Origin of the sequence: Conexibacter stalactiti (assembly GCF_033542075.1) — a bacterium.
In the GTDB taxonomy this organism is placed as follows: domain Bacteria; phylum Actinomycetota; class Thermoleophilia; order Solirubrobacterales; family Solirubrobacteraceae; genus Conexibacter; species Conexibacter stalactiti.
Window position 1 is genome coordinate 22,950 of record NZ_JAWSTH010000048.1, and the last position, 22,332, is coordinate 45,281.

At 73.2% G+C, this 22,332-nt stretch carries 18 protein-coding genes; 11 read left to right on the plus strand and 7 right to left on the minus strand.

Annotated elements, in window-relative coordinates:
• Positions 1–5 precede the first annotated feature (5 nt).
• Positions 6–2,294, minus strand: coding sequence for a glycosyltransferase (locus R7226_RS17555; RefSeq protein ID WP_318598535.1), 2,289 nt, complete (start codon positions 2,292–2,294; stop codon positions 6–8).
• Positions 2,295–2,410: 116 nt separating this feature from the next.
• Positions 2,411–5,029, minus strand: a complete 2,619-nt coding sequence (locus tag R7226_RS17560) for a YfhO family protein (protein WP_318598536.1) — start codon at positions 5,027–5,029, stop codon at positions 2,411–2,413.
• 296 nt (positions 5,030–5,325) lie between these two features.
• Here R7226_RS17560 and R7226_RS17565 point away from each other — a divergent pair, with 296 nt between their 5' ends.
• The 5 genes from R7226_RS17565 to R7226_RS17585 are packed head-to-tail and all read left to right on the plus strand — an operon-like array spanning position 5,326 to position 11,001.
• Positions 5,326–6,288: a transketolase family protein gene (locus tag R7226_RS17565; RefSeq protein ID WP_318598537.1), complete on the plus strand. Its 963-nt coding sequence runs from the start codon at positions 5,326–5,328 to the stop codon at positions 6,286–6,288.
• Positions 6,285–7,109, plus strand: coding sequence for a glycosyltransferase family 2 protein (locus R7226_RS17570; RefSeq protein ID WP_318598538.1), 825 nt, complete (start codon positions 6,285–6,287; stop codon positions 7,107–7,109). The genes R7226_RS17565 and R7226_RS17570 overlap by 4 nt, the downstream gene beginning before the upstream one ends.
• A 7-nt stretch (positions 7,110–7,116) precedes the next feature.
• Positions 7,117–9,225, plus strand: coding sequence for a hypothetical protein (locus tag R7226_RS17575; protein ID WP_318598539.1), 2,109 nt, complete (start codon positions 7,117–7,119; stop codon positions 9,223–9,225).
• Positions 9,222–10,022 (plus strand): transketolase, encoded by an 801-nt coding sequence (locus R7226_RS17580; RefSeq protein WP_318598540.1) that lies wholly within the window; start codon positions 9,222–9,224, stop codon positions 10,020–10,022. Before R7226_RS17575 ends, R7226_RS17580 begins: the two co-directional genes overlap by 4 nt.
• A gap of 1 nt (position 10,023) precedes the next feature.
• Positions 10,024–11,001 (plus strand): NAD-dependent epimerase/dehydratase family protein, encoded by a 978-nt coding sequence (locus tag R7226_RS17585; RefSeq protein ID WP_318598541.1) that lies wholly within the window; start codon positions 10,024–10,026, stop codon positions 10,999–11,001.
• A 20-nt stretch (positions 11,002–11,021) separates the two neighbouring features.
• Here the strand turns inward: R7226_RS17585 and R7226_RS17590 are convergent, their stop codons facing one another.
• Positions 11,022–11,567, minus strand: a complete 546-nt coding sequence (locus tag R7226_RS17590; protein ID WP_318598542.1) for an isochorismatase family protein — start codon at positions 11,565–11,567, stop codon at positions 11,022–11,024.
• Positions 11,568–11,639: 72 nt separating this feature from the next.
• Here R7226_RS17590 and R7226_RS17595 point away from each other — a divergent pair, with 72 nt between their 5' ends.
• Positions 11,640–12,602 carry a GlxA family transcriptional regulator gene (locus tag R7226_RS17595; RefSeq protein WP_318598543.1) on the plus strand — a complete coding sequence of 321 codons (963 nt, stop codon included), beginning with the start codon at positions 11,640–11,642 and terminating at the stop codon, positions 12,600–12,602.
• 150 nt (positions 12,603–12,752) lie between these two features.
• Positions 12,753–14,228 carry an aldehyde dehydrogenase family protein gene (locus R7226_RS17600; protein ID WP_318598544.1) on the plus strand — a complete coding sequence of 492 codons (1,476 nt, stop codon included), beginning with the start codon at positions 12,753–12,755 and terminating at the stop codon, positions 14,226–14,228.
• An 83-nt stretch (positions 14,229–14,311) separates the two neighbouring features.
• On the opposite strand, the gene R7226_RS17605 is transcribed toward R7226_RS17600, so the two are convergent.
• On the minus strand, positions 14,312–15,769 hold the full coding sequence (locus R7226_RS17605) for a hypothetical protein (RefSeq protein WP_318598545.1): 1,458 nt from the start codon (positions 15,767–15,769) through the stop codon (positions 14,312–14,314).
• 114 nt (positions 15,770–15,883) lie between these two features.
• Complete coding sequence (locus R7226_RS17610) at positions 15,884–16,807, minus strand: LysR family transcriptional regulator (RefSeq protein ID WP_318598546.1); 924 nt, start codon at positions 16,805–16,807, stop codon at positions 15,884–15,886.
• 85 nt (positions 16,808–16,892) lie between these two features.
• On the opposite strand from R7226_RS17610, the gene R7226_RS17615 reads away from it, so the two are divergent.
• Positions 16,893–18,002, plus strand: coding sequence for an SLAC1 family transporter (locus tag R7226_RS17615; protein ID WP_318598547.1), 1,110 nt, complete (start codon positions 16,893–16,895; stop codon positions 18,000–18,002).
• On the opposite strand, the gene R7226_RS17620 is transcribed toward R7226_RS17615, so the two are convergent.
• Together R7226_RS17620 and R7226_RS17625 are read right to left on the minus strand one after the other, a co-directional pair.
• Positions 17,977–18,924, minus strand: a complete 948-nt coding sequence (locus tag R7226_RS17620) for an aldo/keto reductase (RefSeq protein ID WP_318598548.1) — start codon at positions 18,922–18,924, stop codon at positions 17,977–17,979. The genes R7226_RS17615 and R7226_RS17620 overlap by 26 nt on opposite strands.
• A gap of 53 nt (positions 18,925–18,977) precedes the next feature.
• Positions 18,978–19,853 carry a VOC family protein gene (locus tag R7226_RS17625; protein ID WP_318598549.1) on the minus strand — a complete coding sequence of 292 codons (876 nt, stop codon included), beginning with the start codon at positions 19,851–19,853 and terminating at the stop codon, positions 18,978–18,980.
• A gap of 187 nt (positions 19,854–20,040) precedes the next feature.
• Here R7226_RS17625 and R7226_RS17630 point away from each other — a divergent pair, with 187 nt between their 5' ends.
• The 3 genes from R7226_RS17630 to R7226_RS17640 all read left to right on the plus strand — a co-directional run bounded on the left by R7226_RS17630 (position 20,041) and on the right by R7226_RS17640 (position 22,200).
• The gene (locus tag R7226_RS17630) at positions 20,041–20,856 is read left to right on the plus strand and encodes a hypothetical protein (RefSeq protein ID WP_318598550.1); all 816 of its coding nucleotides are present in this window, start codon (positions 20,041–20,043) and stop codon (positions 20,854–20,856) included.
• 18 nt (positions 20,857–20,874) lie between these two features.
• Positions 20,875–21,528: an SDR family oxidoreductase gene (locus R7226_RS17635; RefSeq protein WP_318598551.1), complete on the plus strand. Its 654-nt coding sequence runs from the start codon at positions 20,875–20,877 to the stop codon at positions 21,526–21,528.
• Between the two features lie 102 nt (positions 21,529–21,630).
• Positions 21,631–22,200, plus strand: coding sequence for an RNA polymerase sigma factor (locus tag R7226_RS17640; protein ID WP_318598552.1), 570 nt, complete (start codon positions 21,631–21,633; stop codon positions 22,198–22,200).
• Positions 22,201–22,332 lie beyond the last annotated feature (132 nt).

Sequence of the window (22,332 nt, forward strand, 5' to 3'; positions counted from 1 at the left end):
CAGCTCTACTGCTGTCCAACCGCAGTAGAGCTGCGCTGCTCCGAGCCAGCGGGCGCCAGCGCGCGAGTGTAGCCGTCGGCGAGCTGGCGCAGCGCGGCCGGCCACGAGCGGTCGCGGACGGCGTCGAGGCCGCCGGCGGTCAGTCGCTCGCGCAGCGACTGACGTCGTGCGAGGCCGCCGAGCGCGGTCGCCAGCACCGCCGCGTCGGGCGGGCAGAGCCAGCCGGAGCGGCCGTGCGCGATCAGCTCGCGCGGGCCGCCGGCGGCGACCGCGATCACCGGCAGGCCGCTCGCCTGCGCCTCCAGGATCACCTGGCCGAAGGTGTCGGTCTCGCTCGCGAACAGGAACAGGTCGGCGTCGGCGTAGGCGCGCGCGAGCGCGTCGCCGTCGAGCCAGCCGAGGAACTGCGCGGCGTCGCCGAGCTTCGCCCGCAGCGTCTCCTCCTCCGGTCCGCCGCCGGCGAGCTGCAGCCGCAGCCGCGGATCCTCGGCGTGCGCGCGCAGGAACGCCTCCGCGAGCAGGTCGGCGCCCTTCTCGTGGGTGAGGCGGCCGGCGTAGAGGACGACCAGCTCGTCGTTCGCGCGCGGTCGCGGACGGGTGCGGAGGCCGGGCGAGAAGCGGTCGAGGTCGACGCCGCGATCCCAGCGGCCGATCCGCTCCGCCTCGATCCCGAGCGCGGCGAGCGACTCGTCGGCGGCGGCGCTCGGTGACAGCACCTGCCCGCACTGGCCGTAGAAGACGGCGAGCGCCATCTGCACGGTCGCCTCGATCCGCGGGTCGGCGGTGCGCAGGCGCGCGTATGCCGCCAGCTCCGTGTGGTAGCTGCCGACGACCGGCAGCCCCAGCAGCTTCGCCAGCAGCGCGGCGGCGACGCCGGCCGGGCCGGGGGAGACGAGATGGACGAGGTCGTAGGCGCCGTCACTGAGCGCCTCCGCGACGTCCGGCAGGCTCGGCACGCCGACGCGCAGCCCGGGGTAGAACGGCACATCGACCTCCGCGACCGCCGGGAGGCGCCGGTCGACGTTGGGGTCGGTGCCGACGACCTCGACCTCGAAGCCGGGCAGCCCGCGCTCGCGGATCTGCTCCAGCGTGTGCGTGACGCCGTGCATCGCGCCGACGCCGTCGGCGACCAGCGCGACGCGCACGACGTCGCGCTCGCGCGGGGAGAGCTTGTCGCGCTCACGTGCGAGGAAGGCGTGCGCCGGCACGTACGGGATCGCCGGCAGGCAGGCCTCGAACAGCTCGACCCCGACGGCGCCGATCCGATCGATGTCGCCGCCCGACGCGTGCTCCAGGGCGCTCGAGACCGCGCGCGCCAGCCGCCGCTCGTGCATTCGGCGAGCGCGCCGCGCGAGGTCGCCGTGCGAGAAGCCGTCGTCCTGCATCCGCGCCAGCAGCGCCTCCGCGTCGGGCTCCAGTCCGAGCGCGTCGAGCCAGGCGCGCAGCAGCTTGCGGCCGTCGTCAGGGCAGAGGCCGGCGCCCTCCTCGCCGCTGCGTCTGTCGGCCTCCGACATCATCCGCTCGCACATCCGCAGGACGGCGAAGGGATCGGGCGCCTGCGCCTCGTCGGCGCCGATCGAGCGCGCGGCGAGCGCGATCGCGGCATGCGTCCACTTCGCCGCGCTGCCCTGTCTGCCGTGCGCGGCGACGCGCCCGGCGCGGATGTGGGCGAGGAACTCCCGCGGCGTTCCGGCCGGCGGCGCCTGCGTCCAGGTGCGGCCGATGTCGACGCCGGCGTGGTCGTCGGAGCCGCCGACGCCGGTCCCGCCGTGCGTCTCGACGTAGATCGCGGCGGGCGCGTTCAGCTCGGGCGCGCGCGCCCCGTTGCGCGTCTCCCAGACGGGGAAGAGCTGCGCGAGGCGGCGGCGGTGGCGCGGCGTCAGCGGCGCCTCGACGGCGTAGAAGGGATGCGCCAGCGCGCAGGCGATCTCGTGCTCGTGGAGGTACTCGGCGACCGTCTCGACGTCGCGCGCGTGCGCCTGCAGCCAGTCGTGGTCCGCGGGCGTGATGCCCCAGCAGAGCACGTGCACCGCCTGCGGCTCGCCGCGGAACCAGGTCGTCAGCTCCTCGGAGATGAAGACGTCCTCGTAGCCGGCGGCGACCAGCTCCAGGCAGCCGGCGATCGTGTCGTGGTCGGTGATCGTCACGAAGTCCATCCCGCGCCGCTTCGCCAGCGCGTGGACCGCGCGCGGCGGCGTCGCGCACTCCGGCAGACCGACTGCCCGCTGGACCCCGAGCTTCGACAGCTGGCTCGCCGTCGAGTGGCAGTGGAGGTCGGCTCGCGTCACTCCCATGTCGCGCATGCCTACAAAATGGCGTGCAAATCGCTGTCTTTTGTGACGGGAACGCGAAGATCGTGTGGCCGGGAGGTGAACGCGGCGCCGCGCGCCGTCGGCGCTCTGGCCGTCGCTCAGTCGCGCGTCGGCGAACGGCGCACGCGTCGCACGACGAACAAGATCCCGAGCCCGAGCAGCGTCAGCCAGCCGACCAGGCTCAGCAGCAGCCCCGTGCTCAGACCTGGGACGGCGTAGCTCCATTCGATCTCGTGGTCGCCGGACCCGACGACCACTCCGCGCATCACGTCGTTGACGCGCACCACCTCGGCCGCTCTGCCATCGACCCGGACGCTCCAGCCATCGGTCAACTGGTCGTTGAGTACGACGAGTCCGTCGTCGTCGAGCGATGCCGCGATCGTCACGCGGCTGCCCTCGTCCTCGACGATCCGCGCGCTGCCGCGCCCGAGCTGGCCGCGAGCGAGCTGCGCGATGCCCGGCTCGTCGCGCTCGACGACGACGGCGCCGTCCGCCGTCGCGGCGCCCTCGGTGATCCGGGTGCGGGTGAATGCCTCGTTCGGCGTCACCGTCAAGCGTGTCGCCACCAGCGTCCGCGGCAGCGCCGCGGTGTTCTCGAAGATCGTCGCGTCTCTGCCCCCATAGACGCGTCTGAGCGCTCTGATCGCCACCACGTCGTCGGTCAGGTGGTAGTCGGGCGCCGCCATCACCGTGCGCACGCCGAGCACACTCAGAACGCGCAGCGCCGCCGGCGTCATGTCGCCGACGTTGAACTGCGACCAGTTCAGCTGGTCGGGCGCCGCTTCCAGCCACAGGCGGTAGTACCGCAGCGTCGGTTGCGGCGGGTCGTAGCCGCGCACGTCGTCGAGCCCGTAGAGCATCGACCAGTCGGCCGGCAGCGCGCCGTCGAGACCGATGAAGCGGCCCTCGTCGCGTTGCGCGACGGCGTACTCGACTGCGGGCGTGCTCGGCGGCATCACCTCCGAGGCGGGGTCCATCGGCTGGTAGCCGTGCGCGAAGTGGAGCATGTCGAGCGCCGTCACGAGTACGAGCGCCGTCGCGATCGCGACGCGTCGCTGCGGCCAGCGGTGCCACGCCAGCAGCGCGAGCGCGAGCGCGAGCGCGAAGATCGCGAACCAGCCGACCGCTGCCAGCGCCGCCCCCGTCGGCGTCTCCAGCGTCGCGCCCGAGAAGATGCTCGACAGCGCCTCGTCGACGTCGGCGCCGCTCGGCCCGAGATCGGAGAAGGCGAGGATCGCGATCAGCGCGGCGAACCCGAGCGGCACCCCGAGCCGCCAGCGTTCCATCTCCGGTTCGGTCAGCAGCGCGTGCAGCCCGAAGCCGGCGAGCACCGCGACTGCGAGCTCGAAGACGAAGTGCACGCGCTGGTTCTGGATGAACTCCAGCACCGGCAGAGCGTCGGCCAGCGGCCCCAGCAGCGGCGCGTCGAGCGGGATCGCGAGCGCCAGCAGGCCGAGCACCGCGAACGGCAGCTTGCGCCGCCAAGCGACCGTCGAGGTCAGCGCCAGCAGCGCCAGCAGCAGCGCGATGACGCCCGCGTAGAAGGTGCGCTCGTTGTAGTTGGCGAAGAAGCTCTCAGGGTCGCTGGGCGTCAACGCGCTGCCGGGAACGATGTCGAAGTCGACCGCGTTCGGCCGTCCCCACCAGTCGGGGAACAGCGTCGTGCGGATCGCGGCCGACGGCATGTCGACGCCGGGCTGGCCGCCGTGGCCGCCGGCGCGCGCGACCGTTCCCAGTGTGCCTCTCGAGGACAGCAGCTCGGGCACCAGCAGCACGGCCACGAGCAGGCCGCCGAGCGCCAGGCCGCCAACCGCGAGTGCGCTGCGCACGGCGCGTGCCCGCGGCTCGACCCCGCCGAGCGTCGCGCCGCGCAGCAGCGCGTAGAGGCCGGCGGCGACGAGCACATGGACCTGCGTGCCGGGGTGACCGCCGACGACGGCGACGGCGGTCACGAGCGCGAGGCCGAGCAGCGCCGGCCCGAAGCCGCGGCGCAGCACGCGCTCGATCAGCCACAGCATCCACGGCAGCATCACCGCGACGCCGGGCAGCGTCTCGTGGCTGAGCCAGACGACGTTGAACGAGCAGAGCGCGAAGGCGACTCCTGCCAGCATCCCGGGCAGCCACCCCAACCGCAGCTCACGCACGAGCAGGTAGGTGCCGAAGCCGGCGGCCCACAGCTTCAGCGCGGCCGAGACCCCGAGCGCACCGTTGAGCGGCAGGATCCACAGCGGCACGCTGAACGGCGACAGCACGACCGTCTGCGGGTTGGAGAAGAACGGCACCCCGGCGAAGACGTGGGGGTTCCAGGCGGGGAAGTTGCCATCGCGGATCGCGTCGCGCGCGAAGGCGTTCCACGGGTAGTGGCTGCTGCCGATGTCCATCAGCAGCCAGTTGCCGCGGTCGGCGGCGTCGAGCGGCGCGCCGGCCTGCCATGGGGTGACCGTCTGCAACCAGTGCAGCGGCGCGAGCATCCCGCCGCCGACCAGCACCGGCCACAGGTAGATCAGCACGAACAGGCCGAACAGCGCCGCCGCTGACGCGTGCGGATGACGCGCAAGCAGACGCGTCAGCGGTTGCAGCCGCGCGCGTGCGCCATCGAGCCGCGCATCGCCCAGGCGGCTGCGCAGTGACTCCGCGGCGCTTGGTCGTTCGGTCGTCGTGGAAGGAGCCGTGCTCGCCTGGCGCTGAGCACGGTTGCGGTTCCGGCTCCGGCTCATGCGCGCATGCTTGCACAATTGAGACGACCGAGGGTTAATTCCTTTGCGAGGGGCGCCGGTCGCGTCGGAGAGTCCTGATCGATGATTGTTGACGTGCCAGTTTGTAAAATTTCCACCGCTGCTTGTCGATTGCGGCTACGATCGTCCTGTAGGACTGCCGCACGTGCCTTGGGGAGGGCTTGGCGGCAGCACATGGATCACGTTGTGAGTCCTCGATGGGGGCAGTGAGCGGTCGGGTGGTCGTCCCCTGCTCGACTGCTGGTGAAAACTATTAATTAGTACCGGGGGGACTGTCGATGCGCTCTGCATTCGCGTCGGAGCTCGTGCGTCTGGCTGAAGCCGACGAGCGGGTTGTTCTGCTCACCGGCGACCTCGGTTTCGGGGTGCTGGAGCCGTTCGCGCGGCGTTTTCCGGAGCGCTTCTTCAACGCCGGGGTCGCGGAGCAGAACATGGTGGGGATGGCGACCGGCCTCGCGGAGGCGGGCTTGACGCCGTACGTGTACTCGATCGCGACCTTCGCGTCGATGCGCGGCTACGAGTTCATCCGCAACGGCCCGATCCTGCACGACCTGCCGGTGCGGGTCGTCGGCGTCGGCGGCGGGATGGACTACGGCCACAACGGCATGACCCACTACGCGGTCGAGGACATCGGGATCATGCGCGTGCAGCCGAACATGCGGATCGTCGTGCCGGCCGATCCAGCGCAGACGCGTGCCGCGCTGCCGTCGCTGCAGCAGATCGACGGGCCGGTCTACCTGCGGCTCGGCAAGGAGTCCTCGCCCGTCCCGGGGCTCGACGGCCGCTTCCGCCTCGGGCGCGCGGAGACGATCGGCCACGGCGAGGACGTCGCGCTCATCGCTGCGGGCGGCGGCGCGGTGGTCGCGACCGCGGCCGCCGCCCTGCTGCAGGAGCGTGGGCTCAGCGCGCGCACCGTCGTCGTCTCCAGCCTCAACCCGGCGCCGGTCGCGGACCTCGCGGCCGTCCTCGACGGCGTCGAGTTGGCGCTGACGGTCGAGGACCACTACGTCAACGGGGGCCTCGGTTCGCTCGTTGCCGAGACGATCGCCGAGGAACGCCTCGGCTGCCGTCTGCTGCGTGCCGGGCTCCGCCGTCCGCCGGCCGGCGAGAGCGGCAGCCGCGACCACTTGTTCGAGCGCCATGGGCTGTCGCCCGCGGCGCTCGCCGCGCTCGTCCTGGCGCGGCTCGACCATGCCGGCGCGACCGCGCCGGCCCACCCACGACACGAAGCCGCCACATGACCGACATGACCGAGCTGACCGACCAGGGGACCGAGCTCGCCCCGCCGTACGCCTCGCTGATCCTGCCGATCCACAACCAGGCCGATCACATCGCCCTGGTCGTACACGGCTTCCTCGCGGACTTCGAGAAGCTCGAACGGCGCTGCGAGCTGATCCTCTTGCCCAACGGCTGTCGCGACGCCTCCGCGGAGATCTGCGCCGAGCTGTGCGCGCGCTTCCCGGAGTCGGTCCGGATGGTCGAGCTGAAGGAAGGTGGCTGGGGCCGGGCGATCAACGCCGGGCTGGAGATCGCGCGCGGCGAGATCGTCGGCTACACCAACTCGGCGCGCACGACGCCGGAGACGGCGACGCTGATGCTCGCCTACGCGATCGCCTATCCCAACGCGGTCCTCAAGGCGAGCCGGCGCGTGCGCGAGAACGTCCGCCGCAAGCTCGGGTCGGCGCTCTACAACTTCGAGTGCCGCCGTCTGTTCGACCTCGCGACGTGGGACGTCGACGGAACGCCGAAGCTGTTCCCGCGCTCCTTCCGTCACCTCTTTCAGATCGAGGCCGACGCCGAGCTGTACGACCTCGAGCTGATGCGCGCCTGCCACTACGCCGGCTATCCCGTCGTCGAGATCCCCGTCTTCGCGACCGAGCGCTTCGGCGGTCGCTCGACGACCAACTACCGCTCCGCGGTGCGGATGCTGTGGGGCGCCTACAGACTGCATGACGAGGTCTATGCGCCGAAGCAGGCGACCGAGCCGGCGCCGGCCGCCGTCGGCGCAGCGGCACAGCAGCTGGCGCCGCAGGCCGGGACGCTGAACCGGGCCGGAGGCTGACGCGGCGATGGCGAGCTCGCGCGCCTTTCGCGGCACGGCGGTCGCCCAGCCGCCGCGTCGCACGGCGGCGAAGCGCAGAACGACCGGTCGTGCCACCGCCAAGGTCCGTCCGCTGGAGCCGGCCGAGGCGGCGTGGCTGGCGATAGTCCCGACCGCGGTCGTGGTGACGCTGCTGATCTATCTGATCGGTCCGCCGCTCGGCGCCGTCATCTACCCGGAGGGAACGGCGCACTTCTGGCTCTCGATCCAGGAGAGCATCCGCCCCGAGCCGACCGAGCAGGCGCGCTTCCTGCTGTCGCTGACCGGGCCATTGATCCTCACCGCGCTGACGATCCGCCTGCAGAGCCTGCCCGAGCGGCGGCCGACCTGGGCGGGGCTGCTGACCGATCTCGTGCCCGTGGCGCAGATCGTCGCGCTGGTGCTCGTCGCCTACTTCTTCGTGATGCAGCGCGTGCAGTCGTTCGGCGAGATGTACACGTCGGCGGCTACCGCGCCGCAGACGGTCTACTTCACCAATCGCACGTTGCTGGTGGCGGCGCTGATCGTCGTAGCGATCGCGCTCGGCCTGCGCAGCGACCGCGTGCGCGAGGTCGGTCACGGTTGGCTGCGCGAGACGCGTGCTCGCGCGATCGTCTACGCGCTGCTGGCGCTCGCGGCGACGATCTGGTGGCTGGTGCCCGCGGTCAACCTCGACAGCACGATCGCCGCCACCCACGAAGCCGTCTACTACCACCTCAGGTTCACGTTCGACGAGGCGTTCGCGGTCGTCAACGGCCGCGCGCCGCTGGTCGACTTCGCCGCGCAGTACGGCTCGCTGTGGCCCTACGTGATGGCCGGCGGGATGTCGCTGCTGGGCACGTCGCTCGGCGTCTTCACCGCCCTGATGGCGACCGTCACCGGGCTGTCGCTGCTGGGGCTCTACGACGTGCTGCGGCGGATCTCGCGCAGTTCGCTGGCGGCACTGCTGCTGTTTCTGCCGCTGCTGGCGACGAGCATGTACATGATGCGCGGGCCGCTCGAGATGCGCTACTCGCTCGGCAACTACTTCGCGACCTTCCCGCTGCGCTACTCGGGGCCGTTGCTGCTGGCGTGGCTGTTCGCCCGCCACCTCGACGGCGCGCGGCCGCGGCGGCTGTGGCCGGTCTTCCTCGCCGCTGGCCTCGTCGTGCTCAACAACGGCGATTTCGGGATCCCGGCGCTCGGCGCGACGATCGCCGCGCTGCTGTGGCTCGGCGGCCGGCCGACGTGGCCGGTGCTGCGCGCGCTGGCGCTGCAGCTCGTGATCGGATTGGCCGGCGCGTACCTGCTCGTGAGTGCGCTCACGCTCGCCTACGCCGGCTCGCTGCCAGACATATCCCTGCTGTTCCGCTACGCGAGAATGTACGCCGTCGCCGGCTTCGCGATGCTGCCGATGCCGGCGACCGGCTTCCACGTCGTGATCTACCTCACGTACGTCGCCGTGATCGGGCTGGCGACGGTGCGGGTGCTGCGCGGCGACGAGGGCCGTGTGCTGACGGCGATGCTCGTGTGGAGCGGGATCTTCGGGCTCGGATCGGCCAGCTACTACGTCGGCCGCTCGCACCCTGAGGTGCTGACGAACATCTTCCCGGCGTGGGCGTTCGCGGTGACGCTGCTGACCTTCGTCGCGCTGCGCGCCGCGGCAGCGCGGCCGCGCGGGCGGCTGCTGGCGATGGAGGTCGCCTGCCTCTGCGGCTTCGCGCTGCTGGCCTGCTCGTTCGGCCAGTGGCCGCGCCCGTGGCAGGAGGCGGAGCGGCTGCAGTCCGACCTGCCGCGGATATTCGAGCAGCTCGACGGGACCGCGTGGGTGAGAGCGCGCGTCGAGCCTGGCGAGCCGGTCCTGATCCTGATGCAGCTCGGCCACCGGATGGCCGACCAGATCGGGGTCGACAACGTCGCGCCGTACACGGGCAGCCAGTCGATCCCGACGCAGGAACAGCTCGACGAGACGGTCGCGCTGCTGCGCGAGGCGGGCGGCAGAAAGGTCTTTCTGTCGCAGTGGGACACGCTCGCGGAGCTACCGATCGCGCTGCAGCGCGACGGGTTCGTCTTCGCCGGCAGCAACGGAGACATCGAGGAATGGGTGGACCAGAAATGACGACGGCCCTGGCACACGAGATCAAGCGCACGATCGTCGACGAGTCCAAGCGCGCGGGCGTCGGCCACATCGGCTCGGCGCTGTCGATCGCCGATCTCGTCGCCGCGCTCTACGGCGGCGTGCTGCGCGCCGACGGGGGACCTGAGCGCGACCGCTTCGTGCTTTCGAAGGGGCATGCGGTGCTGGCGCTCTACGCCGCGCTCGTCGCGACCGGACGGATGCCGTCGGAGCAGCTCGCCACCTACTGCGGCGACGGCACGCTGCTCGGCGCGCACCCCGAGCACGCGCTCGACGGCGTGGACTTCTCGACCGGGTCGCTCGGACAGGGCCTTTCGATCGGTGCAGGCGCGGCGCTGGCCGCGCGCATGCAGGGCTCCGACCGGCGCGTGTTCGTGCTGCTCAGCGACGCCGAGTGCAACGAGGGCTCGATCTGGGAGGCGGCGATGTTCGCCGCGCACGCACAGCTGGCGAACCTCGTCGCGATCGTCGACGTCAACGGCCAGCAGGCGCTCGGCTACACGCGTGACGTGCTCGACCCGGGGCCGCCGGCGAGCGCGCGCTGGGAGGCATGCGGCTGGGAGGTGCACGAGGTCGACGGCCACGACCCCGATGGGATCGCCGCCGTCGTCGCAGAGCTCGACCTGTCGAGCGGGCCGCCGCACGTGCTGCTCGCGCGCACCGTCTTCGGCAAGGGCGTGTCGTTCATGGAGAGCCGGATCGAGTGGCATTACCTTCCGCTCGACGACGCGCAGCACGCGCAGGCGGTCGCCGAGCTCGACTCCGCTCGGGAGGCGTGACGTGCCGCGTGTGCTCGTGACCGGCGCCGGCGGCTTCATCGGCGCGGCGCTCGCGCACCGGCTCGTGGCGCGCGGTGACGAGACGCTGCTGCTGGGTGGTCCGGAGACCGACTGCTGGCGGCTGGAAGACCTCCGCGCGGACGCACAGGTCGCGGCGATCGACCTCTGCGACGCGGAGGCGGTCGACGCCGTCGTCGGCGGCTTTCGTCCTGAGCTGATGCTCCACCTCGCCGCTCACGGTGCCTACTCGTGGCAGACGAGCCTGGAGCGGATGGTCGCGACCAACCTCGTCGGCCTCACGCACCTCGCCGACGCCGCCGCGCGCTACGACGTGCGCGCGCTCGTGAACGCCGGCTCCTCGTCGGAGTACGGCTGGAAGGACCACGCTCCGCCGGAGTCCGAGCTGCCGGAGCCCAACAGCGCCTATGCCTTCACGAAGGCGGCGGCGACGCTCTACTGCGGCTGGTCGGCGCGCGAGCGCGGCCAAGCCCTCACGACGCTGCGTCTGTACTCCGTCTACGGGCCGTGGGAGGAGCCGCGCCGACTGATCCCCGCGCTCGTGCTGAACGGGATGCAACGGCGGCTGCCGCCGCTGGTCGATCCGCGCGTCGCGCGTGACTTCGTCCACGTCGAGGACGTGATCGACGCCTTCCTGCTGGCGGCCGATGTCGCCGTCCCCGGCGAGGGCGCGGTATACAACATCGGCACCGGCCGCCAGACGACGCTCGGCGAACTGGCGGAGATCGCGCGCACGGTGTTCGACATCCCGGCTGAGCCGGTCTGGGGCGACTACCCGGCACGCAGTTGGGACACGGACGTGTGGGTCGCCGACGCCGGGCTGGCCTCCGAACGGCTCGGCTGGCGGCCGCGCTGGTCGCTCGCGGACGGGCTCGCCGCGATGGCGAGCTGGTTCCACGAGCGGCCGGGGCTGTTGCCGCGGTATGGCGATCCGGCGGTCGAGGCGCCCACGCGCCCCTGAGCGCGTCGCGCGACGGACTGTCAGAGCAGCGACGCCGTTCTCACGACCTCGGCGAAGTTGCCGTCGAGCGTCGCGGCCGTGGCGCGGCTCAGCTCGGCGGCGGTGACCGGCGGCGCGCCGAACGGGGAGGGCTCGTCGAAGGTGTGGGTCGCGTCGATCGCGAAGCGGACGCGGTAGCCGAGGTTGCCGGCCAGGCGCGCGGTCGTCTCGCAGCACATGTTGGTCTGGATGCCGCAGATCGTCAGCGTCTCGACGTCGTGCTGCTGGAGCCACGCATGCAGGTCGACGTCGCCGTGGAAGGCCGAGTGGACCTGCTTGCGCACGAGCAGGTCGGCCTCGACGCCGTCCAGCTGGGCCTTGAAGGCGTTGCCGGGGCGGTCGGGGTGGAGCGGGGATTCGGGCTCGACGGAGTCGTGGCGGACGAGCACGATCGCGTCGCCGGCGCGCTGGGCGGCAGCGACGAGCGCGGCGACGTTGCGGTCGCAGTCGGGGTTGTCGCGCGGGCCGAGGACGGGGTCGTCGAAGCCCTGCTGGAGGTCGACGACGATGAGTGCGGATCTGGGCATGCAGGAGATGCTCGCGTCCGCGGTCATCTCGCGCCAGTGGCAGGAAAGACAATGATCGCTAGGATCCTGCCAATGGCTGCTGGGACTCCCCATCACGTCGTCGCGCTCGTGAGCGAGGGCGTGATCGTGCTCGACCTCGCCGCGCCGGCGCACCTCTTCGGCTTCGTCGATCCGGCGCGCTACTCGTTCGCGCTCGCCGCCGAGCGGCCGGGAGCGGTGATGTCGTCGAGCGGCTTCGCGATCGTCGCCGAGCACGGGCTTGACGAGCTGGCGCGGGCCGACACGATCGTCGTGCCCGGCAGCGTGGGCGCGGAGGAGACGACCCCGGCGCCGGCGCTGCTCGACGTGCTGCGCGCCGCCGCCGAGCGAGGGGCGCGGATCGTCTCGGTCTGCGCCGGCGCCTTCGCGCTCGCCCACGCCGGCCTGCTCGACGGCCGCCGCGCGACGACCCACTGGGCCGACGCCGACCTGCTCGCGACCCGCTTCCCGCGCGTGACGGTCGATCCCGACGTGCTGTACGTCGACGAGGGCCAGGTGCTGACGAGCGCCGGCATCGCCGCGGGGCTCGACCTCTGCCTCCACGTCGTGCGCCGCGACCACGGCGCCGAGGTCGCCGCCGACTTCGCCCGCCGCACCGTGATCGCCCCGCACCGCGACGGCGGCCAGGCGCAGTTCATCGAGGCGCCGGTCACGACGGTCGAGGAGGTCGCGTCCGTGGCGCTCGACACGACCCGCGCGTGGGCGCTGGAACGGCTGCACGAGCCGCTCCCCGTCGAGCGCCTCGCCGCCCACGCGCACGTCTCCCCGCGCACCTTCGCGCGCCGCTTCCGCGCCGAGACCGGCACGACCCCCGCGCAGTGGCTGCTGCACCAGCGCGTGCTCGCCGCCCGCCGCCTGCTGGAGGGCACCGACGCGCCGGTCGAGCAGGTCGCCGCCGACTGCGGCTTCGGCAGCGCCGCCTCGCTGCGCACCCACTTCGCCCGCGCCACGCGCACCAGCCCGACGGCCTACCGGCGGGCCTTCCGCACCGGCTGAGCCGCCCGTTGCACCCCGCAACGTTGCGACGCAACGGTTCTGCAACGTGGACCGGCGTATGGTCGATCGCAGTCCGTTGGCAGGAGAGAGAGTCGCGGACGCGAGGAGACAACAACGTCAGAGGAGGCCGTCATGGCCGTAGCTGTTCCCATGGCCGAAGCAACCCGTCGCTTCACCTCCGAACCGCGCAAGCTGCTGATCGGCGGTCAATGGCGCGAGTCGGTGAGCGGGAAGACGTTCGAGACCTTCGACCCCGCCACGGGAGCGGTTCTCGCCACTGTGGCCGAGGGTGACAAGCAGGACGTCGACCTCGCGGTCGCCGCGGCGCGCAGAGCGCTCGACGGACCGTGGTCGAAGCTGAACCCGTCCGAGCGCGGTCGGATCGTCCACCGCATCGGCGACCTGATCATGGAGCACGCCGACGAGCTGGCCGAGCTGGAGACGCTCGACAACGGCAAGCCGAAGGCGGTCGCCGCGGCCGCCGACGTACCGCTCGCCGCCGACCTCTTCTGGTACATGTCCGGCTGGGCGACGAAGCTCAACGGCGGCACGATCAGCCCGTCGGTGCCGTACATGCCGGGCGCTGAGTTCCACGCCTACACGCTGCGTGAGCCGGTCGGCGTCGTCGGCCAGATCATCCCGTGGAACTTCCCGCTGCTGATGGCGGCGTGGAAGCTCGGCCCCGCGCTGACGACCGGCTGCACGGTCGTGCTGAAGCCGGCCGAGCAGACGCCGCTGAGCGCGCTGCGCCTCGCCGAGCTGATCCAGGAGGCCGGCGTCCCCGACGGCGTCGTCAACGTGATCCCCGGCTTCGGTGAGACCGCCGGCGCCGCGCTCGCCCAGCACCCGGACGTCGACAAGGTCGCCTTCACGGGCTCTACCGAGGTCGGCAAGCTGATCGCCCAGCAGGCGACGGGCAACCTCAAGCGGGTCTCGCTGGAGCTCGGCGGCAAGTCGCCGAACATCGTCTTCTCCGACGCCGACGTCGACGCCGCGATCGCCGGCGCCGCGCAGGGGATCTTCTTCAACCAGGGCGAGGTCTGCTCGGCCGGGTCGCGTCTGTACGTGCAGGAGGACCAGTTCGACCGCGTCGTCGAGGGGATCTCCAACGCCGCCGCGTCGATCAGAGTCGGCCACGGCCTCGATCCCAACACGGAGATGGGCCCGCTCGTCTCGCAGGAGCAGTTCGACCGCGTCACGAGATACCTCTCGATCGGCGAGCAGGAGGGCAACCGCGTGACCGCCGGCGGCTCCGCGATCGACGGCGACGGCTGGTTCGTGCAGCCGACCGTCCTGGTCGACGCGACCGCCGACAGCACGATCGTCCGCGAGGAGGTCTTCGGCCCGGTGATCGCGGCGCTGCCGTTCAGCGACGTCGACGACCTCGCCCGCCAGGCGAACGACTCCGCCTACGGCCTCGCCGCCGGCGTCTGGACGCGCGACATCTCGAAGGCGCACAAGCTGGCGAAGCGGATCAAGGCCGGCACGGTGCACGTGAACTCGTACCACGTGTTCAGCGCCGAGCTGCCGTTCGGCGGCTACAAGCAGTCCGGCTGGGGCCGCGAGATGGGCGAAGAGGTCCTCAACAACTACATGGAGACGAAGTCCGTCATCGTCGGGCTCTGAGCACCCCCTCACTCAGGAGTCCGTTCGCCAGGCGCCGCGTCGCCCCCGCCTTCCCAGGGGCGGCGCGGCAGCCGGCGAACCGCTCAGAGCAGCAGGTTCTCGACGTTCGCGACGACCTGCTGGAAGAAGTAGCCGCTGGCGCCGGGGGTCCCGGCAGTCGCGGCCCCGTTGCCGCCCGTGCCGCCGTCGCCGCCGCTCGCGCCACCGCCGCCGCCGGCCACGTTGGAGGTGCCGGCGAACGCGTCGGCACCGGCTGCGCCGCCGGTCACCTGCACGAGGCCCGTGATCGAGGACGTGCTGCCGGCGAGGATGTTGACGATCCCGCCGCCTCCGCCGCCGCCGCCACCCGCGCCGGTCGCGCCGCCGTTGCCGTTGACACCCGGTGCGCCGGCGGCGCCGACGGCGCGGATCGCGCCGCCGACGGTCACGCTGCCGCGCGTCCCGATCACGATCACGCCGCCGGCGCCGCCCCCGGGACCGGGAACGTCAGACGAGCCGCCGGGATTGGTGCCGGCGTCGCCGTTGGCGTTGATCGCGCCGCCGCTCTGAACTCTCACGTCGCCGCGCGCGGCGACCACGAGCGAGCCGCCACCCGCGCCGCTGTTCGTCGCGAGGAGGCCGTCGCGGTCGCCGGCGCCGCCGCCGAGCGGCCCCGGACGAGTCAGCTGGCTGGCCTGCAGCGGCAGCAGCCCGAGGCCGCCCTGCGGAGTGCCCGCGAGCGCTCGGGCGACGCCGGCGCTCGCCGGGCCGCTGCCGGCGTCGACGGCCCCCTGGTCGACGATCACCATGCCGCCGACCGTGACGATGCCGGTCGCGCGCAGCGTCGTGCCGCTCGGCACGATCAGCGTGCCCTGGATCGAGACGTCGGTGAACTGGAGGGTCTGCTTGCCCTGCGCGACGAGCGTGTTGTAGCCGTTGACGGTCGTCAGGTCGAGCGTGTTGCCGTTCGGCACGGAGAGCGTTCCGGCGGAGCCGTCGCCGAAGACACCCGAGGCGCCGGTCGGGCCCTGGGGGCCGGTCGCGCCGTTGGCGCCGGTCGGGCCCTGCGGACCGGTCGGACCCTCGGGACCCTCGGGCCCGGCGGGACCCTCGGGACCTTCTGGACCGGCCGGCCCCTGCGGACCGATGGCACCGGTCGGGCCCTGCGGGCCGTCGGCACCCGTCGGTCCGGCTGGTCCCGTCATCCCCGGCAGCCCGACCGGGCCGGTCAGGCCGGGCGGTCCGATCGGACCCGGCTCACCGCTGCCGGCCGGGCCGGTCGCGCCGGCGGGACCGGTCGCTCCGCCCGCACCCGGTGCGCCGGCCGGGCCGGTCGCGCCAACCGCTCCCGGCGCGCCCGGCAGGCCCGGTGTCCCTGCCTTCGGCGGGTTCGCCTTCATGTAGGCCACGATCGCCTTCTTCACCTGCTTGTCGACGGCGGCTCTCTGCGCCTTCGTCAGCGCCGGCTTCTTCTTCGCCTTCGCGGCGACGGCGGGAGCGGGCGCGGCGAGCGCGCCGGTCAGCAGCAGCGCGCCGAGCGCGCGGGCGGTGGGGCGGGGCATCGGTGAGGGTCCTTCCTCAAGGAGCGAGCTGTGGCGAGACGGCGGCGCGCCAGCGTATCCCACGCGCGCGCCGATTCCGCCGCCGCTGGACGACTGCCCGACCCCGCGCCGCGCTCAGGCGGGCAGGCCGTCGAGCCAGCGCCAGAAGCGCTCGGCGGGGCGGGGGAGCGGGCGGCGCGGGTCGCGCACGGCGCGCAGCTCGCGCGCCAGCGGCACGTCGCGCAGCGGCAGCGCATGCAGCAGGCCGTTGCGCTCCTCTGTCTCGACAGCCAGCCGCGACAGCAGCCCGAAGCCGCCGGAGGCGAGCGCGCGCTTGACGCTCTCGGCGCTCGCCAGCTCCAGCCGCGGCGCGATCTCGACGCCGCGCTCGGCCAGCGCGGCGGTCGCGACGGTGCGGGTGCCGGAGCCCTCCTCGCGCGCGACGTACGGCTCGCCGCGCAGCTCGCTCGCGCGCAGCGATCTGCGCCGCGCCCAGCGGTGACCGGCGGCGACGACGACGGCGATCTCGTCGCGCTGCACGACGAGCGTGTCGAGCCCGTCGAGCGGGTCGAGCCCCTCGACGAAGCCGATCTGCGCACGCCGCTCGCGCAGCGCCGCCAGCACGCCGGTCGAGTTGACGATCGCGACCTGCGCGTGGACCGCCGGCGCCTCGTGGCGGAAGCGCGCGAGCCAGTCGGGCAGCAGGAACTCGCCGATCGTGTGGCTGGCCGCGAGCGCGAGCGACTCGCCGGCGTCGCGGCGGTGGCTGTCGAGCGCCTCCTCGGCGTCGCGCAGCGCCGCCATCACGCGCTTGGCCTCCGGGTAGAGGATCTGCCCGGCGGCGGTCGGGCGCACACCGAAGCGGCCGCGCTCCAGCAGCGTCACGCCGACGCGCCGCTCCAGCGCGAGCACGCGCTTGGTGACGGCCGACTGCGTCAGGTCGAGCGTGTCGGCGGCGCCGCGCATGCTGCCCGCCTCGCAGGCAGCGACGAAGGCGGCGAGGTCGGGGCTGGGAAGCGGGTTGGCGACTGGTTCTCCGATCGCCGGATGATCGCGCATCGCGCCGTTCGATCGATTCCAGGTTGGAATACGTGTGCGCCGATTCCGACTGGTTGGGGCGGTCGGGAACGACGATCCTGACGGTGTGCGAATCGCTCCCAACTGGTTCACCGCCGCGATGGGCACCGGGATCGTCGCCAACGCCGCGATGCTGCTGCCGCTCGACCTGCCGGGCCTCCACGCGCTCGCGCTGGCCGCATGGGTCGCCGCGGTGCTGCTGCTCGCGAGATTGGCGGCGCTGGCCGTCGAGCAGCGCCGTCGCGACCGTCGCGCCCGCCGCGACGCGGCCGGCGGCCTCGACGCCGCGGCCGCCGCCCACGTCGCCGCGCTGCCGCGACGGTCGCTGGCGACGATGCCGTTCTGGGGCGCGCCGCCGATGGCGCTGACGACGGTCGCCGCCGGCACGCTGCTGGTCGGGCGCGACCTCGTCGGCGAGCGCGCGGCGCTGATCGCCGCGGTCGTGCTGTGGAGCGTCGGCACGCTCGGCGGGCTGATCGCGGCGCTCGCCGTCCCGCGCTGGCTGCTGACGCACCCCGACAGACGGCTCGACCACGTCTTCGCGACCTGGCTGCTGCCGGTCGTGCCGCCGATGGTCTCCGCGACCAGCGGCGCCGCGCTGATCGCGCACGCGCCGGCCGGGCCGCTGCGGACGGCGCTGCTGCTCGCCTGCTGGGCGCTGCTGGCCTTCAGCGTCGTCGCCGTCGCGGCGACCGGGCTGCTGCTGCGGCGGCGGCTGCTGGCGCACGGCACCGGTCCCGTCCACATGCTCCCGACGCTGTTCATCGCGCTCGGGCCGCTCGGTCAGTCGGTCACGGCGGCCTGCCTGCTGGCGGCGGTCGCGCCCGACGTCGTCGGCGACTCGCTGGCGCGCGGGATGGGCCTGCTCGCGCTCGTCTGGGGGATACCGGTCTTCCTGTTCGCGATGGCATACCTGGCTGTCGCCACGACGCTGACGGTGCGCGCCGCGGCCGGCCCGGGGCTGCCGTTCGCCGCGACCTGGTGGAGCTTCATCTTCCCGCTCGGCACCTGCGTCACCGGCGGTTCGGCGCTGTCGCTGCGGCTCGGCGCGCCGCCGCTGGCGTGGGTCGCCGCCGGCCTCTTCGTGCTGCTGCTGGCGGCGTGGGTGACGGTCGCCGGCGCGACCGCCCGCCACGCGCTCAGCCGCCGCGCTACTCCGCTTCCGACGCCTGCGTGAGCGCGGCCAGCTCGTCGTCGCTCAGTCTCAGCGTCGCGACCGGCAGCAGCTCGGCGAGCTGCTCGGGCGTGCGCGCGCTGGCGATCGGGGCGCTGATCGACGGCTGCGCGAGCGTCCAGGCGAGCGCGACGGCGGCGACGGTGGTCGAATGCGCGGCGGCGATCTCGTCGAGCGCGGCGAGCACGGCCGGGCCTCTCGCGGTCTGCAGGTAGGCGGCGGCGCCCTGCGCGCGGGCGCTGTCGACCTGCTCGCCGCCGGGCCGGTACTTGCCGGCGAGGAAGCCCATCGCGAGGCTGAAGAAGGGGAAGACGTCGATCCCCTCGGCGACGGCGAGGTCCTGCAGCGGGCCCTCGAACGGGATCTCCTCGACGTGGCGGCGCTCGACGAGGTTGTAGTAGGGCTGCAGCGCCGCGTACTTCGTGAAGCCTTCGCGCGCGGAGACCTCGAGCGCCTCGGCGAGCCGCGCGGGCGTGAAGTTGGAGGCGCCGATCGCGCGCACCTTGCCCTCCTTCACGAGCGCGTCGAGCGCGCCGAGCGACTCCTCCAGCGGCACGTCCCTGTGGTCCTCGTGCAGGTAGAGGAGGTCGATGTAGTCGGTCTGCAGCCGTCTCAGCGAGTCCTCGGCCCAGGTGCGGATGTTGGGCGCGGTCAGTCTGCCGAATCTGCCGGCCTTCGTCGCGACGAGGATCTGCTCGCGGTTGCCGCGCGCCTTGATCCAGTTGCCGATGATCGTCTCCGACTCGCCGCCGGAGTTGCCCGGCACCCACGCCGAGTAGGAGTCAGCGGTGTCGACGTGGTTGCCGCCCGCGGCCGCGAAGGCATCGAGCACCGCGAATGACTGCGCCTCGTCGGCGGTCCAGCCGAAGACGTTGCCGCCGAGCGCGAGGGGGAAGAGGTTCAGGTTCGTCCAGGAGGTCGCCATCGACCGAAGCTACCACTGCGGCGGCGGCTCGCCCTCGCCGCCGAGCGCGGCCGCTACGCCGCCGCGACGAAGCGCAGCCCGTTGCCGAACGGGTCGGTCGCGAACAGCGCGCCGTCGCTCTCCAGCGCCGGCGTGCCGGCAGCGTCGAGGCGGCCGCGCACCTCGGCGACGGCGGCGTCGTCGGGCAGCACGATCTCGAAGCGGTCGAGGCCGCGCGTGGCGGGGGTGTTCGGCGCCCCGCCCGCGCTCGCCCACGTGTTGAGGCCGAGGTGGTGGTGGTAGCCGCCGGCGGAGACGAACAGCGCGCCCGGGTAGCCGCGCACGACGACGTCGAAGCCGAGCACGCCGTTGTAGAAGGCCTCGGCCTGTTCGAGGTCGGAGACCTGCAGGTGGACGTGGCCCATCACGGCGCCGTCGGGGACGCTCGCGTTCGGCGTCTCGGAGGTGATGCCGGCCGGCATGTCGTCGATCACGGAGTCGAGGTCGAGCGGCAGCGTCGCCATTCTGATCTGGCCGTCGGCCTCGCGGCCCCACTCGCCGCGCGGGCGGTCGCGGTAGATCTCGATCCCGTTGCCCTCCGGGTCGGTCAGGTAGAGCGCCTCGCTGACGAGGTGGTCGGAGGCACCGTCGAGCGGGTAGCGCGCGGTCGCCAGCCGCCGCAGCGCGAGCGCCAGGTCGGCGCGCGTCGGCAGCAGCAGCGCGAGGTGGAAGAGGCCGGCTGAACCGCGGGGGCGCGCCGGCGCGTCGGCGCGCTCGACCAGCTCCAGCAGCGTCGCGCCGGCGGCGGTGCCGAGCGTCGCGCTGTCGCCGTCGTGGGTCAGCGGGACGAGGCCGATCACCTGCTCGTAGAAGCTCGCCGTCGTCGCGAGGTCGTTGACCGTCAGGCGGACCGGGCCGAGGCTGGTGGTGGAGGGGAGGGAAGGGGGCATGCGCACGCTCGCAGGAAGATTGATTGCGCACACAACAATACCAGCAGCGGGCCCGAGAGCGGCCGGGTGCCCATCCGTGCGCCACCTCACACCCTCTATGGGCAGACGTTCGGATTCCGTTAAGCCCCCTCTCATCGAGCACGGGAACAGTCGAATTCATGGTTGTCCCCCCGGGCCCCAGAGCGCCGTGAGCGTCGAGTTCATCGCGGCCTACGCCGGCAGCTCCGTCGCGCAGGCCGCGCTCGTCGCGGGCGCGACCGCGTCGGCCGCGCCGGTCTGGACGCAGGCGCTGCGCCATCGCATCTTCGCGCTCGTGCCGCTGCTGTCGCTCGTCGGCGTCGTCGTGCTGCTGCGGATCCACCCGCAGTACGCCGACACCTTCGCGACGGTCGCGCTCGTCTGCGTGCCGCTGCTGGCGCTGATCGGAGCCGCCCGCTTCGGGCCGCTGGCGATGCTCGCGACGCTCACCGCGCTCGCCGTCGTGCTGCACGACACCCACTCGCTGCCCGGCCAGCTCGCCGCGCTGACGCTGATCGGCGGCAGCTGTCTGCTGCTCGGCTCGCTGCTGGTCGAGCTGACACCGCCGAAGTGGCTCGGCGCCGGCATCGTCGCGATGGCGGCCGCCGACCTCGTCCTGGTCGCCAGCGGTCTGCTCGGCCCCGCCAGCGACGTGCTCAACGCGGCCGGCGTCGGCGATCACCTGCCGCAGCTCCAGCGCGTCGAGATAGGACCGCTGGAGATGGGCTACGGCGACGTCTTCCTGCCGGCGCTGGTCGGTGCGCTGCTGGCCGCGCGAGCGCGCAGACGCACCTGGGCGGCCGGTCTGACGCTCGGCTTCGCGCTCGCCGCCGGACTCGTCTTCCTCGCCTTCGACCGGCTGCCGGCGACCGTGCCGGTCGCACTCGCGCTGCTGGTCGTCGAGGCCGGCGGCGTCGTGCGCGACGCCTGGCGCCGCCATCGCCGGGGCATCGCGGTCGAGCCGCTGCCCGTCCCCGCGCAGTAGCGCGCTAGCCTCGATCGCATGGCTCCTCTCAACGTCGCGATCGCGGGCGGGCACGGGCAGATCGCCCTCCGCCTCGGCAAGCTGCTGGCGGCACGCGGTGACAGCGTGCGCGGCCTGATCCGCAACCCCGACCACGCCGATGACCTGCGCGCCGCCGGCATCGAGCCGGTCGTCGTCGACCTCGAACAGGCGGAGCCGCAGGCGGTCGCGGCCGCCGTGCTCGGCGCCGACGCGGTCGTCTTCGCGGCCGGCGCGGGGCCGGGCAGCGGCGAGGCGCGCAAGCAGACGATGGACCGCGACGGCGCGGTCAGACTGATCGAGGCGGCGAAGGCGAACGCGATCGAGCGCTACGTGATCGTCAGCTCGCGCGGCGCCGACGCGAACGCCGAGGGCGACGGCTTCGCCGCCTACCTGCGCGCGAAGGGCGAGGCCGACGAGGCCGTCAGAGCGAGCGGCCTGGCGTGGACGATCGTCCGTCCCGGCGCGCTCGTCAACGAGCCCGGCACGGGCCGCGTCCGCACCGACACCGGCGACGGCGAGATCCCGCGCGACGACGTCGCCGCGACGCTCGTCGCCGTGCTCGACACGCCCGCGACGGCCGGGAGAACCTTCCTGCTCGTCGGCGGCGAGACGCCGGTCGCGGAGGCGGTCGCACAGGTCGCGGCGTCGTAGCCGCCCTCGGCGCCGCATCCTGTGCGATGCGTTCGCACGGGTCGCGGCCGCCGACGGACGTGCGGGCGCGAACTTCTCGCGCCCCCGCGACGATGAAGGGGCATGGGGCACACGAACAGCGACGCGGAGGCGATCCGCCGCGCAGGGGACCATCCGGAGGCGTTCGAGCAGGTCTTTGAACGCCGCTTCGACGCCGTCCACGGCTATCTCCGCCGCCGTGTCGGTCGCGACCTCGCCGACGAGCTGGCGGCCGAGACCTTCACGCGCGCCTTCGCGCATCGCCGCCGCTTCGTCGCCAGCCATGACAGCGCGCTGCCGTGGCTGCTCGGGATCGCCTCGAATCTGATCGCCGAGCAGCGCCGCGCCGAGCAGCGGCGCCTCGCCGCGCTGGCGCGCGCCGCGGGTGCGCAGAGCGCCGCGGCGCAGGCATCGCCCGGCGACGGGCAGCTTGACGGCCGGCTCGCCGAAGCGCTCGCCACGCTGCCGGCGCGCGACCGCGACGCGCTGCTGCTGCTCGCCTGGGGCGAGCTGAGCTACGAGGAGGTCGCGGTTGCGCTCGCGATCCCGCTCGGCACCGTCCGCTCCCGGATCAATCGCGCCCGCCGCCGCCTGACGGCCGCGCTGGACACGCCGCTCGCCGCCACCGCCCGACCCGGAGCGCACCATGCCTGAGCTGACGAGAGCGCTGCACGATCTCGGCGGCCCGGCCGAGCCGCCATCCGAGGCCGCTCGCGCCGCCGCTCGCGACCGCCTCCGGGCCGCGACGGCGGCCGAGGCCGCGGCGCCTCCGCCGCGCTGGCGTCG